This is a genomic window from Micromonospora sp. NPDC049101 (assembly GCF_040648675.1).
GTDB lineage: Bacteria > Actinomycetota > Actinomycetes > Mycobacteriales > Micromonosporaceae > Micromonospora.
Genome location: NZ_JBEZED010000008.1, coordinates 156,472 through 172,181, shown reverse-complemented (window position 1 = coordinate 172,181; position 15,710 = coordinate 156,472). Strand labels below are relative to the sequence as shown.

Below are 15,710 nucleotides of genomic sequence, written 5' to 3'. Positions count from 1 at the left end.
CAATATGGGGTGCCGGTGTGTCCGCACGGACCGGCAGCCCCCGAGTGGAGCGAGGAATGATGACCACGGCGAAGCAGTCGGTGGCGGATCCGTCCGTGCCCGACCACGAGGCGCTCCTCGGTGAGTTGACCGAGGCACTGCGACGGATCGGTCGCGGCGACCTGAAGGTCCGCCTTCCCCGCCGCGCCGGCGCGGCCGGCGAGGTGGCGGACGCCTTCAACGAGGTGGTCTCGCTCCAGGAGCGGCAGTACCTGGACCTGCGGCGGATCAGCCGGATCGTCGGCCGCGACGGCCGGCTCACCGAGCGGCTCGACGACGAGGGGCTGGACGGCTCCTGGGCGGAAGGGCAGCGGGCGATCAACTCGCTGATCGACGACCTGGGCCGACCGACCACCGAGATCGCCCGGGTCATCGTGGCGGTCGCGGACGGCGACCTGTCCCAGCACATGGCGTTGGAGATCGACGGCCGGCCGCTGCGCGGTGAGTACCTGCGCATCGGGCGCACCGTGAACACGATGGTCGACCAGTTGTCCTCGTTCTCCAACGAGGTGACCCGGGTGGCCCGTGAGGTGGGCACCGAGGGCAAGCTGGGTGGCCAGGCCGACGTGCGGGGCGTCGCCGGCACCTGGAAGGACCTCACCGACTCGGTGAACACCATGGCGTCGAACCTGACCGGCCAGGTGCGGTCGATCTCGCAGGTGGCGACGGCGGTGGCCAAGGGCGACCTGTCGCAGAAGATCACCGTCGGGGCGCGCGGTGAGGTCGCCGAGCTGGCCGCCACGATGAACTACCTCACCGACACACTGCGGCTCTTCGCCGAGCAGGTGACCCGGGTGGCGCGCGAGGTGGGCACCGAGGGCAAGCTGGGCGGCCAGGCCGAGGTGCCGAACGTGGCCGGCACCTGGAAGGACCTGACCGACAGCGTCAACTCGATGGCGTCGAACCTGACCGCCCAGGTCCGCAACATCGCGCAGGTCTCCACGGCGGTGGCGCGTGGTGACCTGTCGCAGAAGATCACGGTGGCGGCGCAGGGCGAGATCCTGGAGCTGAAGGACACCGTCAACACGATGGTGGACCAGTTGTCGTCGTTCGCCGACGAGGTGACCCGGGTCGCCCGTGAGGTGGGCATCGAGGGCAAGCTCGGCGGGCAGGCCCAGGTGCGCGGGGTCTCCGGCACCTGGCGGGACCTCACCGAGAACGTCAACCAGCTCGCCGGCAACCTGACCAGCCAGGTCCGCAACATCTCCCAGGTCTCCACCGCGGTCGCGAAGGGTGACCTGTCGCAGAAGATCACGGTGGACGCCCAGGGCGAGATCCTGGAACTGAAGAACACCGTCAACACGATGGTGGACCAGTTGTCGTCGTTCGCCGACGAGGTGACCCGGGTCGCGCGTGAGGTGGGCACCGAGGGCAACCTGGGCGGCCAAGCCCAGGTCAAGGGCGTCAGCGGTACGTGGCGGGATCTCACCGACAACGTCAACTCGATGGCGTCGAACCTGACCAGCCAGGTCCGCAACATCGCCTCGGTGACCACGGCGGTGGCGAAGGGTGACCTGTCGCAGAAGATCACGGTGGACGCGCGGGGCGAGATCCTGGAGCTGAAGTCGACTGTCAACACGATGGTGGACCAGTTGTCGTCGTTCGCCGACGAGGTGACCCGGGTGGCCCGCGAGGTGGGCACCGAGGGCAAGCTCGGCGGCCAGGCCCAGGTGCGCGGGGTCGCCGGCACCTGGCGCGACCTGACCGACAACGTCAACTCGATGGCCTCGAACCTGACCGCCCAGGTCCGCAACATCGCCCAGGTCTCCACGGCGGTGGCGAAGGGTGACCTGTCGCAGAAGATCACGGTGGACGCGCGGGGCGAGATCCTGGAGCTGAAGTCGACTGTCAACACGATGGTGGACCAGTTGTCGTCGTTCGCCGACGAGGTGACCCGGGTCGCGCGCGAGGTGGGCACCGAGGGCAAGCTCGGCGGTCAGGCCCAGGTCAAGGGCGTCTCCGGTACGTGGCGGGACCTGACCGACAACGTCAACTCGATGGCGTCGAACCTGACCAGCCAGGTCCGCAACATCGCCTCGGTGACCACCGCCGTGGCGAAGGGCGACCTCTCCCAGAAGATCACCGTCGACGCCCAGGGCGAGATCCTGGAGCTGAAGTCGACAGTCAACACGATGGTGGACCAGTTGTCGTCGTTCGCCGACGAGGTGACCCGGGTGGCCCGCGAGGTCGGCATCGAGGGCAAGCTCGGCGGTCAGGCGCAGGTGAAGGGCGTCTCCGGCACCTGGCGGGACCTCACCGAGAACGTCAACCAGCTCGCCTCGACGCTGACCACGCAGTTGCGGGCCATCGCCCAGGTGTCCACCTCGGTGACCCGGGGCGACCTGACCCAGCGGATCGCCGTCAAGGCGCAGGGCGAGGTCGCCGAGCTGAAGGACAACATCAACCAGATGATCGTCACCCTCCGGGAGACGACCAAGAAGAACGCCGAGCAGGGCTGGCTGGACTCGAACCTGGCCCGCATCGGCGGCCTGTTGCAGGGCCAGCGCGACCTCGGCGAGGTCTGCCGCATGATCATGACCGAGGTGACCCCGCTCGTCGACGCCCAGCTCGGTGCCTTCTTCCTGGCCGACGACACCGACGGCAGTATGCGGCTGCGGCTGACCTCCTCCTACGGGTACGTGGCGCGGGGCAACGACGTCACCTTCGGGCCGGGTGAGGGGCTGGTCGGGCAGACCGCGCTCTCCCGCCGCACGATCCGGGTCAGCGCCTCCCCGGACAGCCGGCTCACGCTGCGGTCCGGTCTGGCCGAGACACCTCCGTCGGACCTGGTGGTGCTCCCCGTGCTCTTCGAGGGCGAACTGCTCGGGGTGATCGAGTTCGCGAGTGTGTCGGCCTTCTCCGAGCTGCACCTCGCGTTCCTGGAGCGGCTGGTGCTCACCATCGGCATCGCGGTCAACACCATCCAGGCCAACCGGCGTACGGAGGAGTTGCTGGCCCAGTCGCAGCGGCTGGCGCACGAGATGCAGGAGCAGTCGGCGGAGTTGCAGCGCACCAACGCCGAGTTGGAGGAGAAGGCCACCCTGCTCTCCGAGCAGAAGGGCAACATCGAGACGAAGAACCGGGAGATCGAGCTGGCCCGGTTGGGCCTGGAGGAGAAGGCGCAGCAGCTGACCAGGGCCTCGGCCTACAAGTCGGAGTTCCTGGCCAACATGAGCCACGAGCTGCGTACGCCGCTGAACTCGTTGCTGCTGCTGGCCCGCCTGTTGGCGGAGAACTCGGAGCAGAACCTCAGCCCGAAGCAGATCGAGTTCGCCCGGACCATCCACGGTTCCGGCTCCGACCTGCTGCGGCTGATCGACGACATCCTCGACCTGTCCAAGATCGAGGCGGGCCGGATGGACGTCGAGCCGACCGAGATCCGCTTCGCCGAGCTGCGCGGCTACGTCGAGCAGGCGTTCGCACCGCAGGCCGAGGAGAAGAACCTGGACTTCCAGGTACGGGTGAGCAAGGATCTGCCGCCGGCGTTGGTGACCGACGCGCAGCGGTTGCAGCAGATCCTGCGCAACCTGCTCTCCAACGCGGTGAAGTTCACCGACAACGGCGCGGTGACGCTGCGGATCGCCCCGGCGGCGGAGAACGCGGTCTTCGACGTGCCGGCGTTGACGAATGCCCAGCAGGTGATCGCGTTCACCGTGATCGACACCGGGATCGGCATCTCCGACGACAAGTTGTCGATCATCTTCGAGGCGTTCCAGCAGGCGGACGGCACGACCAGTCGCCGCTACGGCGGCACCGGACTGGGCCTGTCGATCAGCCGCGACCTGGCCCGACTGATCGGCGGCACGATCACCGTGTCGTCCGCTCCCGGACAGGGTTCGACCTTCACGCTGTTCGTGCCGCAGGTGCTGGCCCCGGATGCCGTGGTGGCGCCCCAACTCCCGTCGCCGCAGCGCGCCGGCCTGCCGTCGTCGCTGCTGATGCCGCCGCTGGAGTTGCTGCCGGAGCGGCCGGAGGCACCGGCCACCCGTCAACTGGATGGCGCCACGGTGCTGATCGTGGACGACGACGTCCGCAACGTCTTCGCCTTGACCAGCGCGTTGGAGCTGCACGGGATGACCGTGCTGTACTCGGACAACGGGGCGGACGGTGTCCGCCTGCTGGCCGAGCATCCGGAGGTGGACATCGTGCTGATGGATGCCATGATGCCGGACCAGGACGGTTACGAGACCACCCGCCAGATCCGCCGCAACCACCGGTTCGCCGATCTTCCGGTGGTCTTCCTGACCGCGAAGGCCATGCCGGGCGACCGCGAGTCGGCGCTCGCGGCCGGCGGCAGCGACTACATCACCAAGCCAGTCGACCTGGACGACTTGATCGAGTTGATGTCGTCCTGGATCAACGGCAGCCGGACCGAGGAGACTTCGTGACCCAGATCGCCAAGGCGCTGCTCGTGGACGACCGGCGGCAGAATCTGACGGCCCTGGAGGCGATCCTCCAGGGCCTGCCGGTCCAGTCCGTGGCGGTGGAGAGCGGTGAGGCGGCGCTCAAGCAGCTCCTCGTGGACGACTTCGCGGTGATCCTGCTGGACGCGCAGATGCCGGACATGGACGGCTTCGAGACGGCGAGCCACATCAAGCGCCGGGAGCGGACCCGGCACGTGCCCATCATCTTCCTCACCGCCGCCGACCGGGACGCCCAGCTCGCCCTGCGGGGCTACCAGGTGGGCGCGGTGGACTACCTGACCAAGCCGTTCGACCCGTGGGTGTTGCGGGCCAAGGTGTCGGTCTTCGTCGAGCTGTGGGTGAAGACCCGGCAGTTGGCCACCCAGTCGGACCTGGTGCGCGAGCGCGACACGCAGTGGCGGCGGCTCACCGACGCGGTCGACGAGGCGACCACGCTGCTCCGTTCCGACAACGTGGAGGCCCACGACCGGGCGGTCCGCATGCTGGAGCAGGCTCGCTGGGGCAACACGGCCTGACCCTCAGGCCTCGCCGGGTCGGGTGTGGCCGGTGGCGGCCCGCCGGGCCCGCCAGCGCTCACCCAACGATTCGATCTCCTCCTGGACGAAGATGAAGAAGTCGCGCATCTCGGCCACTCGTTCGCCGGCCGGTGTCTCCGGACCGTTCAGGGCGAGCAGGCCGCCCTCGGCCACGTCGATGAAGGTCTTGTAGATCCCGGTCTTGGTGATGGTGCCCTCGTACCAGGGGTTGTCCGGCATTCGGTAGCGGTCCCGGCGGGACCGGGGGACCGGCTCGCGGATCAGCATGCCGAACTGGGTGAGGTAGCGGACCGCGCCGCTGACCGCCGCCGCACTCACCCCGAGTCGGTCGCCGATCTCGGCGGCGGTCAGTGGGTCGTCCGCGCTCATCACGGTGAACAACACCCGGGCGGCCATTCGCGGGAAACCGACCTCGGCGAAGGTCAGGGCCATCCGCTCGACGAAGAGGTGCACCGGGTCGTGGGTGTCGCCGGCTGCCATGGTGGTTCCCCTCCCGCGTCCTGATGTGACAGTCGATGCTGCCGAGTTCGCACAGTCTTCACAACTTTGTGAAACGAGTGTAGCTTCCGAGATATGGAAACTCCCATTTCGGTGTCCGGTCTGGTCAAGACCTTCGGCCGAACCCGGGCGCTCGACGGTCTGGACCTGACCGTCCGCACCGGCGAGGTGCACGGCTTCCTCGGCCCGAACGGCGCCGGCAAGTCGACGGCCATCCGGGCACTGCTCGGCCTGCTGCGGACGGACGCGGGGGTCGTCCGCCTGCTCGACGGTGACCCGTGGCGCGACGCGGTGGCCCTGCACCGCCGACTGGCGTACGTGCCGGGCGATGTGACGCTCTGGCCCAACCTCTCCGGCGGCGAGGTCATCGACCTGCTCGGCCGGATGCGCGGCGGGCTGGACCCGGCCCGCCGGGCCGAGCTGCTGGACGCCTTCGAGCTGGACCCGCGCAAGAAGGGGCGGGCCTACTCCAAGGGCAACCGACAGAAGGTCGGCCTGGTGGCGGCCCTCGCCTCGGACGCCGAACTGCTCATCCTGGACGAGCCGACCTCCGGGCTCGATCCGCTGATGGAGGAGGTGTTCCAACACTGGGTCCGCCGGGCGAAGGCCGACGGTCGCACCGTGCTGCTCTCCAGCCACATCCTGGCCGAGGTGGAGGCGCTCTGCGACCGGGTGACGATCATCCGCAACGGGCGGGACGTGGAGACCGGCACCCTGACCGAGCTGCGCCACCTGCGCCGCACCTCGATCGAGGCCGAGCTGACCGGCCCGGCGGACGGGTTGGGCCAGCTCGCCGGCGTCCACGGACTGCGGGTGGACGGGCACCGGGTGCGCTTCGACGTGGAGAGCGCCGCACTGGACTCCGCGCTGCGCCGGCTCACCGAGATCGGCGTACGGAGCCTGGTCAGCCAGCCACCGACACTGGAGGAGCTGTTCCTGCGGCACTACCAGACCGAGCAGGTGCGGTCATGACGGCGTTCACCGGGACCCGGCACCTGGTCCGCCTCATCCTGCGCCGGGACCGGGTGTTGCTGCCGATCTGGGTTCTGCTGCTGGCGGTGCTGCCGGCCAGCTACGCCAGCGCGTACGAGGGGCTGTACCCGACCGCCGCCGAGCGGGCCGAGTACCTCACCGGCACGGCGAGCAACCCGTCGATCGTCGCCCTGCTCGGCCCGGTGTACGGCGACAGCATCGGTGCGCTCACCGTCCAACGCGCCGGTCTGCTGGCGTTGATCGCCGCGCTGGTCAGCGTGCTCACCGTCGTGCGGCACACCCGCACCGAGGAGGAGGCCGGTCGGCGGGAGTTGCTCGGCGCCACCGTGCTGGGCCGGTACGCCGGACTGACCGCCGCGCTGTTGGTGACGTACGCCGCGAACGTGTTGCTCGGCCTGCTCATCGCCGGCGGCCTGGTCGCGGCCGGCCTGCCCGGCGGGGGTTCGGTGCTCTTCGGTGCTGGTGTGGCGCTCACCGGCGTCGTCTTCGCCACGGTCGGTGGGCTGGCCGCGCAGCTCACCGAGAGCGCGGGTGGGGCCCGTGGGATCGGCCTGGGCGCGCTCGGGCTGGCCTTCGTGCTGCGGTTGGCCGGCGACGCCGGTGGTTCCGGCGGCACCGGCGGGAGTGCCGAGTGGCTGAGCTGGCTCTCGCCGCTGGGCTGGGCGGCGCGGAGCCGCGCCTTTGCCGACGAGCGACTGTGGGTGCTGCTGCTGCCGGTGCTGTTCAGTGCGGCGGTCGTGCTCGTCGCGTACCCGGTCTCGGTCCGCCGTGACCTCGGCGCCGGGGTGTTTCCGGCTCGGCTCGGCCCGGCCACCGCCGGTGCGGGGCTGGCCGGCCCGTTCGGCCTGGCCTGGCGGTTGCACCGCGGCCCGCTGTTCGGTTGGACCGTCGGTTTCGGGTCGCTCGGCCTGGTGCTCGGCGGGGCGGCGGACGCGGCCGGCGAGGCGGTGCGGGGCAACCAGCAGGTTTCCGAGATCGTGTCCCGGCTCGGCGGCAGCTCGGCGCTCGCCGAGGCGTACCTCGGTGCGACGTTGAGTCTGACCGCGCTGGCCGCCGCCGGGTACGGCATCCAGGCCGCGCTGCGCGCGCGGGCGGAGGAGACCGCCGGCCGGGCCGAGCCGTTGCTCGCGACGGCGGTGAGCCGGACCCGCTGGCTGGCCTCGCATCTGGTCTTCGCGCTGCTCGGCCCCGCGGTGGTGCTGACCGTCGCCGGGCTGGCCGTCGGGCTGGCCTACGGGCTCAGCGTCTCCGACGTCCGCGGCGAGCTGCCGCGACTGCTCGGTGCCGGGCTGGCCCAGGTGCCGGCGGCCTGGGTGTTGGCCGGGCTGGCGGCGTTGCTGGTCGGCTGGCTGCCCCGTTTCTCCGGGGGCGCCTGGGCGGTGCTCGCCGGCTGTCTGCTGCTAGGTCAGCTCGGCGCGGTGCTCAAACTGAACCAGTGGGCGCTAGATGTCTCCCCGTTCACCCACACCCCCCAGGTCCTCAGCCAAGGCTGGCAGACAACCCCGCTAGCCGCGCTGACGGCAACAACAGCAGCCCTCCTGACAGCAGCGCTCCTAACCTTCCGCACCAGAGACATCCCCACCCCCTAACCCCACCCCCACCTACCCCTTGACCTCGTTGATCATGGGGTTATAGCTGCGACACGCCGAGGCGGATGGCAATAACCCCATGATCAACGGGGTCACTGGAGGGGGGAGGGGAGGGGAGGGGGTGGGGTTAGCCGGTGGGTTGGTCGTTGCGGATCATCAGGGCGCTGCGGAGGCCAGTGATGTCCAGGACGCGGATCAGGAAGTCGCCCACGTGGGTCAGCATCAGCAGGCTCTGCGCGTGGCTGGCCTTGCGGCTGAGCACGACCAGGGTGCCCAGGCCCTGCGAGTCGCAGAAGGTGACCCCACCCAGGTCGAGCACGATCCGCGGGGGTGGGTCGGCCAGCACCTCGTTGACGACCGTGGAGAGCTGGGCGGCCGTGAGCATGTCGATCTCACCGGCCAGGCGCAGCACTGCTTCGTCGCCCGTCCGGTGTAGCGTGATGGACAGTTCGGCACGATCCACCCGGTCAGCCTAGCGCGATCTGCCCGGCCCGGCCTGTTGAGGCCGTCAGCCGCCGCCCACCGAGGTCACGGGCCCCGCGCTGCCGCCGCCGACGCGACGCCGGCCCGGGGTGAGCCCGGTAACCCCACCGCGGGGTGGCTGCTGGTTGGCCGTGTGGCGCTGACACAATGGCGGCATCGTGACCGACATCTTTCCCGCCGGTTCCGGCCGTTACCCGGCCGACGCACCGGCCTCCGAGGCCCTGTTCGACCGCGCCCGCGCCATCGTGCCGGGCGGGGTGAACTCCCCCGTGCGCGCCTTCCAGGCGGTCGGCGGCACCCCGCGTTTCATGGTCCGTGGCGAGGGCCCGTGGCTGTACGACGCCGACGGTCGCCGCTACGTCGACCTGGTCTGCTCGTGGGGTCCGCTGATCCTCGGGCACGCGCATCCCGAGGTGGTGGCCGCCGTGCAGGCCGCCGCCGCCAGGGGCACCAGCTTCGGCACCCCCACCCCGGGTGAGGTGGAGCTGGCCGCCGAGTTGGTCGACCGGACCCCGATGGAGCAGGTCCGGCTGGTCAACTCCGGCACCGAGGCCACCATGTCGGCGATTCGGCTGGCCCGTGGCTTCACCGGCCGCTCCAAGATCGTCAAGTTCGCGGGCTGCTACCACGGCCACGTCGACGCGCTGCTCGCCGCCGCCGGGTCCGGCGTGGCCACCCTGGGCCTGCCCGACTCGCCCGGCGTCACCGGCGCGGCGGCCAGCGAGACGATCGTCCTGCCGTACAACGACATCCGGGCCGTCGAGGAGGCATTCGCCGCCGAGGGCCCGCACATCGCCGCGGTGATCACCGAGGCCGCCGCCGGCAACATGGGCGTGGTCGCCCCCCGGGACGGCTTCAACCAGCAACTCGCCCGGATCGCGCACGCGCACGGGGCCCTGCTCGTGGTGGACGAGGTGATGACCGGGTTCCGGGTCTCCCGCGCCGGGTGGCACGGCCTCGACGCCTCCGACGCCGACCTGTGGACGTACGGCAAGGTCATGGGTGGTGGCCTGCCCGCCGCCGCCTTCGGCGGGCGTGCGGACATCATGGCGCGACTCGCCCCGGCCGGCCCGGTCTACCAGGCCGGCACCCTCTCCGGTAACCCGCTGGCCTGCGCCGCCGGCCTGGCCACGCTGCGGCTCGCCGACGACGCGCTCTACCGCAAGCTCGACGACACGGCCGCCGTCGTGGGCAAGCTGGCGTCCGACGCGCTGGCCACCGCCGGGGTCCCGCACCGACTGTCGTACGCGGGCAGCATGTTCTCGATCTTCTTCACCGACGCCGACGTGGTCGACTACGACAGCGCCCGCACCCAGCAGGTGCCGGCGTTCAAGGCGTTCTTCCACGCGATGCTCGCCGCCGGCGTCTACCTGCCGCCGAGCGCGTTCGAGTCGTGGTTCGTGTCGGCGGCGATCGACGACGCCGCTCTGGAGCACATCGCCGCGGCGCTGCCCACGGCGGCCAACGCGGCGGCAGCGGCTGGGCTGGTCACGGGGGGTAAGAAACCTTGAGCAAGACAGTGGTCCACGTGCTCCGGCACGGTGAGGTGCACAACCCCGACCAGATCCTCTACGGCCGGCTGCCCGGTTTCCGCCTCTCCGAGCTGGGCGTGCAGATGGCCAAGGCCGCCGCGCAGGGCCTGGCCGAGCGGGAGATCGTGCACGTGGTGGCCAGTCCACTGGAGCGCGCCCAGCAGACCGCCGAGCCGATCGCCGCCCAGTTCGGGCTGCCGGTCGGGGTGGACGAGCGGCTGATCGAGAGCGCCAACTGGTTCGAGGGCAAGAAGGTGTCCCCGGGTGACGGTTCGTTCCGCGACCCGCGTAACTGGTGGGTGCTGCGCGACCCGGTCACCCCGTCCTGGGGCGAGGCGTACCGGGTGATCGCCGAGCGGATGTTCGCCGCCGTGCACGCCGCGCGGGTCGCCGCCGAGGGGCGCGAGGCGGTGCTGGTGTCGCACCAGCTCCCGATCTGGACGCTGCGCCGCCACGTCGAGCGCAAGCGGCTCTGGCACGACCCGCGCAAGCGGCAGTGCGGGCTGGCGAGCCTCACCTCGTTCCACTTCGACGGCGCGAAGGTGGTGGGCATCGGCTACAGCGAGCCGGCCGCACACCTGATCGCCCTCTCCGCGACAGCCCGGACGGCCAAGGGGGCCTGATGAACGCCCGGAGGTGGACCGCCGGCCTGCTCGCCACCGTCGCCGCGGTGGCGTTGGTCGGCTGCACGTCGAAGGGGCAGGAGAAGACCTGCGCGACGACCACCGACGGGATCATCGAGTGCGCACCCGACCAGCGCTCGGCACCTCCGAAACTCGCCGGTGAGCTGCTCGCCGGCGGCACCTACGACGTGAGTCAGGCACGCGGCCAGGTGATGGTGATCAACTTCTGGGGCTCCTGGTGCGCGCCGTGCCGTGCCGAGGCGGACGATCTGGAAGCCGTCTACCAGGCCACCAAGGGCTCCGGGGTGACCTTCCTCGGCGCCAACGTGCAGGACGAACGGGACAAGGCCAAGGCCTTCGAGGAGGGCCGGGTCACCTATCCGAGCCTGTTCGACCCGTCCAGCCGGACCGCGCTCGCCCTGGACATCCCACCGAACTTCGTCCCGGCGACAGTGGTGCTGGACCGCGAGGGCCGGATCGCGGTGGTGATCCGTCGTGCCGTGACAAAGGACGAGCTGATGCCTTTCGTCGAACGGATCGCCGCCGAGAAGCCGGCGTCGGGCTGATGGGCGAGACCTTCCGGGAGTTGGCCCTGACCGGGCCGCTGCTGCTCGCCATCGGCGCGGCGGCGCTCGCCGGCCTGGTCAGCTTCCTGTCCCCGTGCGTGCTCCCGCTCGTCCCCGGTTACCTCTCGTACGTCACCGGGCTGGCCGGCGCCGACCTGGACGGCCGACGACCGGCGGCCGACCCCCCACCGCCCACCGGCGGTGTCGCGGTCAAGGAGCGGGTCGCGCGGGTCGGCGCGGTCAAGGGCCGGGTGCTCGCCGGCACGCTGCTCTTCATCGGCGGGTTCACCGTCGTCTTCGTGGCCACCGCGATCCTCTTCGCCAGCATCGGCCGGGTGTTCTTCGACTACAAGCGCGAGTTGCAGATCGGCGTCGGCGTGCTGATCATCGTGGCCGGGTTGAGCTACCTCGGGATGATCCCCGCACTGCAACGCGAGTTCCGGATCTCCCGACTGCCGTCGGCCGGGCTGCTCGGCGCGCCGGTCTTCGGCGCGGTCTTCGCCCTCAGTTGGGTGCCCTGCACCGGCCCGACGCTCGGCGCGGTGATGGGCATGGCCACCGCCAGCGGGCAGAGCGACCGCGCGGTGGTGCTCGCCGTGGCGTACTGCCTCGGGTTGGGGATACCGTTCATCGTCTTCGGGCTGGGCTTCGAGCGTCTGCTCGGGGTCTTCCGCGCCGTCCGGCGCAACAGCCGCTGGGTCACCCGGGTCGGCGGCGCCCTGCTCATCCTGATCGGCCTGGCGCTGGTCACCGGCGGATGGCAGAGCTTCGTGATCTGGTTGCAGACCACCGTCGGGGTGGGCGAGGTGAGCATCTGATGACTGTCGTCGACGACCGACCGGAGACCGTGGCCCCGGCGCCCCGGCGCCGGCCCAACCGGCTGCTGGCCCTGCTGCGCAACTCGTGGCGGCAGCTCACCAGCATGCGTACGGCGCTGATCCTGCTCTTCCTGCTCGCGGTCGCCGCGATCCCCGGCTCGGTGCTGCCGCAGCGGGGGATCAGCCCGGAGAAGGTCAACCAGTACTTCGTCGACCACCCGGACTGGGCCCCCCGACTGGACCGGATCGGCGCGTTCGAGGTCTTCGGCTCGGTCTGGTTCTCCGCGATCTACCTGCTGCTGTTCACCTCCCTGATCGGCTGTATCACGCCCCGCCTGCGCGACCACTTCCGGGCGTTGCGGGCCCGGCCGCCGGCCGCGCCGAAGCGGATGGCCCGGCTGCCGCAGCACACCGTGCTGCCCGCGCCGCCGGGTGGCACCGCGGCGATCGCCGAGGTGCTGCGCAAGCGCCGCTGGCGCGTCGAGGTACGCGGCGACGAGGTTTCGGCCGAGAAGGGCTACCTGAAAGAGACCGGCAACCTGCTGTTCCACCTCTCGCTGATCGCGGTGCTGATCGGCGTCGGGCTCGGCTCCTGGTACGGCTGGAGCGGCAACCGGCTGCTGGTGGCGGGCAAGGACAACACCTTCTGCAACACCCGCCAGCAGTACGCCGAGGCGAAGCTCGGCCCCCGGGTGGACAGCGCCGACCTGCCCCGCTTCTGCCTGCGGTTGGACGACTTCCAGGCCCGGTTCCTGCCGTCCGGCCAGCCGGAGTCCTTCAACGCCACGGTCACCGTCGACGGCCCGGACGAGCCGACCCGCCGCGCGGACTTCTCGGTCAACTCGCCGCTGCGGTTGACGGACGCGAGCGTCTACCTGCTCGGCCACGGGTACGCCCCGGTGATCCGCTACACCGACCGGTTCGGCAACAGCCAACTCAGTGACGACCCGTTCCTCACCACCGGCGACATGGGTCTGACCAGCGAGGGGCTGGCGGCCTTCGCGGACGCGAACGTCGACCCGGCCACCGGTCAGCGCGCACCCGATCAGCAGATGGCGTTCACCGGCATCTACCTGCCCACGGCACCCGAGCAGGCACCGTTCGTGCGCTCGCAGTACCCGGCCGAGCGCAACCCGGTGCTGAACCTGGTCGCCTACCGGGGCAACCTCGGCCGGGACGCCGGTATCCCCGGCTCGATCTACCAACTCGACCAGCGGCAGGTGCGGACCGGCAAGGTCAAGGAGGTCGGCACCAAACTGCTCCGCAAGGGCGAGACCTGGACGTTGGACGACGGCTCCACCGTCGAGTTCCTGGGCACCGAGCGGTACGTCACCCTCTCCATCCGGCACGATCCCGGAGCGACCCCGCTGCTGTTCAGCTGCGCTGTCCTGCTGGTCGGACTGATGGGCTCGCTGTTCGGGCGACGTCGCCGGGTCTTCTTCCGGGTGGTGCCGGGCGACCCCGCGAACGGATCTCCGACGGACGGTAGTAGCTTGGTGGAGGCCGGTGGGTTGCCGCGCACCGACTATCCAGGGTTCGCCGACGAGTTCGCCCAGCTCGTCACCGCTGTCAGCGGTGCCGACCGGGCTGCCGAGCGGGCTGGCACCGACGCTGACTCCAGCGACCGGGCCGGTGTGCGAGAAGGGACCGAGTGATGTCCGCGCTCTCCGACAATCTGGTGACCTTCGCGATCCTGACGTACCTGATCGCGATGATCAGCCACGCCGTCGAGTACGCGCTGGGCAACGCGCGTACCCGCGCCGCCGTGGCGTCGCCCGCCCGCGAGCTGGTGGGTGCGGGCGTCGGCGGTGGCGGCGGCGTCACCCCGAAGTCGCCCGCGCCGGTCCCGCCCTCGGCCGACGCTTCGGCCCGGCGGGCGCGAATCGCCGGCCTGGTCGCGGTGGGAGCCACCGCGCTCGCCGCCGTGCTGCACCTCGCGGCGCTTGTCACCCGCGGTCTCGCGGCGGACCGGATGCCCTGGGGCAACATGTACGAGTTCGTGCTCACGGTGACGTTCATCGGGGTCGCGGCCTGGCTCGTGGTGCTCTGGAAGCGGCCGTCGCTGCGTAAGCTCGGGCTGTTCCTCACCCTGGTGATGGTGCTGCTGGTGGCCACCGCCGAGCTGGTCCTGTACGTGCCGATCGTGCCGCTGGTGCCAGCCCTGAACTCGTACTGGTTCGTCATCCACGTCTCGACAATCGTCTTCGCGTCCGGCATCTTCCTGCTCGGCGCGGTGCCGGCGGTCGGCTTCCTGATGCGCAACGGGTACGAGCAGGGCAAGCGGAGCTTCCCGTACACCCTGGCGAAGCGGCTGCCCGGCGCGGTCGGCCTGGAGCGGCTGACCTTCGCGCTGCACGCGTTCGCGTTCCCGGTCTTCACCTTCGCGGTCATCGCCGGCGCGATCTGGGCCGAGGCGGCCTGGGGTCGGCCGTGGGGCTGGGACCCGAAGGAGACCTGGGCGTTCATCTCCTGGGTGGTCTACGCCGGCTACCTGCACGCCCGCGCCACGCCAAGCGTCAAGCGCAACGTGGCCACCTGGCTCGCGGTGCTCGGCTTCCTCACCATGCTGATGAACCTGTTCGGCGTGAACATCTTCTTCACCGGCCTGCACTCGTACGGCGGGCTGGACTGATCCGGTAGGCGGCGCGCGGGCCGGTGGGCGGTGTGCGGGCCGGTCACGGCTCGCGATCCGGTTGCCAGGCGCGCAGGGCCCGCTCGACCTGGATGGTGACCTGGTAGGACACCCCGGGCACGTCGGCCAGCTCGATCCGTTCGCCGCGCAGGGCCAGTTGGGCGTGCAGCTCCCGGGCGACGGTGTCGCGCAGTTCGACCAGCAGGGGCGACAACCCGTCCGGGTCACCGACAACGTAGGCGTCCGACATGCACTCACCCTGCTCTGACGCCCCGTCGATGCGCCAGGATCGGTGAGATGTGTCCGCCGCGCTTGACTCAGGCCCAGGTCTGCGCGGTGGGGGTGTCCCGCGCCCGACTGTCCGCCGTTGATCGACTCGGGTTTCAGGAAGTCGCGGTGTCCGGCGGGCTGGATGCAACCGACTTCATGGAACCCGAGTGGATCTTGCGGTGGCGTGGTCGCGATCAGCCTCCGAACCAGCCTGGCACGTCGAGCCGGAACCAGTTGGCGGCGGCCATCGTGCGGAGGTCGTCCTCCATGGCGGTGACCCGTGCTGGGCCGAGGGTCTCGGCCCACTGTGCGCGCAGCCGGTCGAAGATCTCGGCCGAGCGGCGTAACCCGTCGGCACCGCGCGGGGTCACCCGGACCAGTCGGCGTCGGGCATCGGTGGGGTCGTCGACCCGCTCCAGGTAGCCGACGGCGACCAGCCGATCGACGGTCTTGCCTGCGGCCTGTTTGGAGATACCCAGCCGCTGGCCCAGCTCGGTGGCGGTGGTGCCGTCCGCGCCGACGGCCTGGAGCACGAATCCGTGCAGCGGTCGCAGCTCCGGATGCCCCTCCCGGGCCAGCTCGGCGTGCAGGTCGTCGATAAGCGTCCGGAAGCCGGCCAGCAGCAGCAGCGGCAGCGCGAAGCCAGGACGCGCGGGATCAGCGGTTGCCATCTTCGACAACCACGTTTACTATTTCGTCAACCACGT

General features: G+C 70.6%; 14 protein-coding genes. 10 read left to right on the top strand and 4 right to left on the bottom strand.

Annotated features, from left to right (window positions below; all coding sequences use genetic code 11):
• Positions 1-59: 59 nt before the first annotated feature.
• Positions 60-4,427, top strand: coding sequence for a HAMP domain-containing protein (locus tag AB0B57_RS13655; protein WP_357068747.1), 4,368 nt, complete (start codon positions 60-62; stop codon positions 4,425-4,427).
• Positions 4,424-4,978, top strand: a complete 555-nt coding sequence (locus AB0B57_RS13650; protein WP_357068745.1) for a response regulator — start codon at positions 4,424-4,426, stop codon at positions 4,976-4,978. Before AB0B57_RS13655 ends, AB0B57_RS13650 begins: the two co-directional genes overlap by 4 nt.
• Before the next feature lie 3 nt (positions 4,979-4,981).
• On the opposite strand, the gene AB0B57_RS13645 is transcribed toward AB0B57_RS13650, so the two are convergent.
• On the bottom strand, positions 4,982-5,479 hold the full coding sequence (locus tag AB0B57_RS13645) for a helix-turn-helix domain-containing protein (protein ID WP_357068743.1): 498 nt from the start codon (positions 5,477-5,479) through the stop codon (positions 4,982-4,984).
• A 93-nt stretch (positions 5,480-5,572) separates the two neighbouring features.
• Here AB0B57_RS13645 and AB0B57_RS13640 point away from each other — a divergent pair, with 93 nt between their 5' ends.
• Positions 5,573-6,469 carry an ABC transporter ATP-binding protein gene (locus AB0B57_RS13640; RefSeq protein WP_357068741.1) on the top strand — a complete coding sequence of 299 codons (897 nt, stop codon included), beginning with the start codon at positions 5,573-5,575 and terminating at the stop codon, positions 6,467-6,469.
• Positions 6,466-8,079 carry an ABC transporter permease gene (locus AB0B57_RS13635; RefSeq protein ID WP_357068739.1) on the top strand — a complete coding sequence of 538 codons (1,614 nt, stop codon included), beginning with the start codon at positions 6,466-6,468 and terminating at the stop codon, positions 8,077-8,079. Before AB0B57_RS13640 ends, AB0B57_RS13635 begins: the two co-directional genes overlap by 4 nt.
• A 127-nt stretch (positions 8,080-8,206) precedes the next feature.
• On the opposite strand, the gene AB0B57_RS13630 is transcribed toward AB0B57_RS13635, so the two are convergent.
• On the bottom strand, positions 8,207-8,542 hold the full coding sequence (locus tag AB0B57_RS13630) for an STAS domain-containing protein (protein WP_007454492.1): 336 nt from the start codon (positions 8,540-8,542) through the stop codon (positions 8,207-8,209).
• 178 nt (positions 8,543-8,720) lie between these two features.
• On the opposite strand from AB0B57_RS13630, the gene hemL reads away from it, so the two are divergent.
• Genes hemL through ccsB form a run of 6 tightly spaced genes read left to right on the top strand, consistent with a single transcriptional unit; the run spans position 8,721 to position 14,733 of the window.
• Positions 8,721-10,073: a glutamate-1-semialdehyde 2,1-aminomutase gene (gene hemL / locus AB0B57_RS13625; protein WP_357068737.1), complete on the top strand. Its 1,353-nt coding sequence runs from the start codon at positions 8,721-8,723 to the stop codon at positions 10,071-10,073.
• Positions 10,070-10,717 (top strand): histidine phosphatase family protein, encoded by a 648-nt coding sequence (locus tag AB0B57_RS13620; protein WP_357068734.1) that lies wholly within the window; start codon positions 10,070-10,072, stop codon positions 10,715-10,717. Before hemL ends, AB0B57_RS13620 begins: the two co-directional genes overlap by 4 nt.
• Positions 10,717-11,283 (top strand): TlpA disulfide reductase family protein, encoded by a 567-nt coding sequence (locus AB0B57_RS13615; RefSeq protein ID WP_357068732.1) that lies wholly within the window; start codon positions 10,717-10,719, stop codon positions 11,281-11,283. The genes AB0B57_RS13620 and AB0B57_RS13615 overlap by 1 nt, the downstream gene beginning before the upstream one ends.
• Positions 11,283-12,101 carry a cytochrome c biogenesis protein CcdA gene (locus tag AB0B57_RS13610; protein ID WP_357068730.1) on the top strand — a complete coding sequence of 273 codons (819 nt, stop codon included), beginning with the start codon at positions 11,283-11,285 and terminating at the stop codon, positions 12,099-12,101. The genes AB0B57_RS13615 and AB0B57_RS13610 overlap by 1 nt, the downstream gene beginning before the upstream one ends.
• On the top strand, positions 12,101-13,756 hold the full coding sequence (locus tag AB0B57_RS13605; protein ID WP_357068728.1) for a cytochrome c biogenesis protein ResB: 1,656 nt from the start codon (positions 12,101-12,103) through the stop codon (positions 13,754-13,756). Before AB0B57_RS13610 ends, AB0B57_RS13605 begins: the two co-directional genes overlap by 1 nt.
• On the top strand, positions 13,756-14,733 hold the full coding sequence (gene ccsB / locus AB0B57_RS13600) for a c-type cytochrome biogenesis protein CcsB (RefSeq protein WP_357068726.1): 978 nt from the start codon (positions 13,756-13,758) through the stop codon (positions 14,731-14,733). The genes AB0B57_RS13605 and ccsB overlap by 1 nt, the downstream gene beginning before the upstream one ends.
• 43 nt (positions 14,734-14,776) lie before the next feature.
• Here the strand turns inward: ccsB and AB0B57_RS13595 are convergent, their stop codons facing one another.
• Together AB0B57_RS13595 and AB0B57_RS13590 are read right to left on the bottom strand one after the other, a co-directional pair.
• Positions 14,777-14,983 carry a hypothetical protein gene (locus tag AB0B57_RS13595; RefSeq protein ID WP_357068724.1) on the bottom strand — a complete coding sequence of 69 codons (207 nt, stop codon included), beginning with the start codon at positions 14,981-14,983 and terminating at the stop codon, positions 14,777-14,779.
• Positions 14,984-15,197: 214 nt separating this feature from the next.
• A complete protein-coding gene (locus AB0B57_RS13590) occupies positions 15,198-15,674 on the bottom strand; it encodes a MarR family winged helix-turn-helix transcriptional regulator (RefSeq protein ID WP_357068722.1) in 477 nt (158 codons plus the stop codon).
• Between the last annotated feature and the right edge of the window lie 36 nt (positions 15,675-15,710).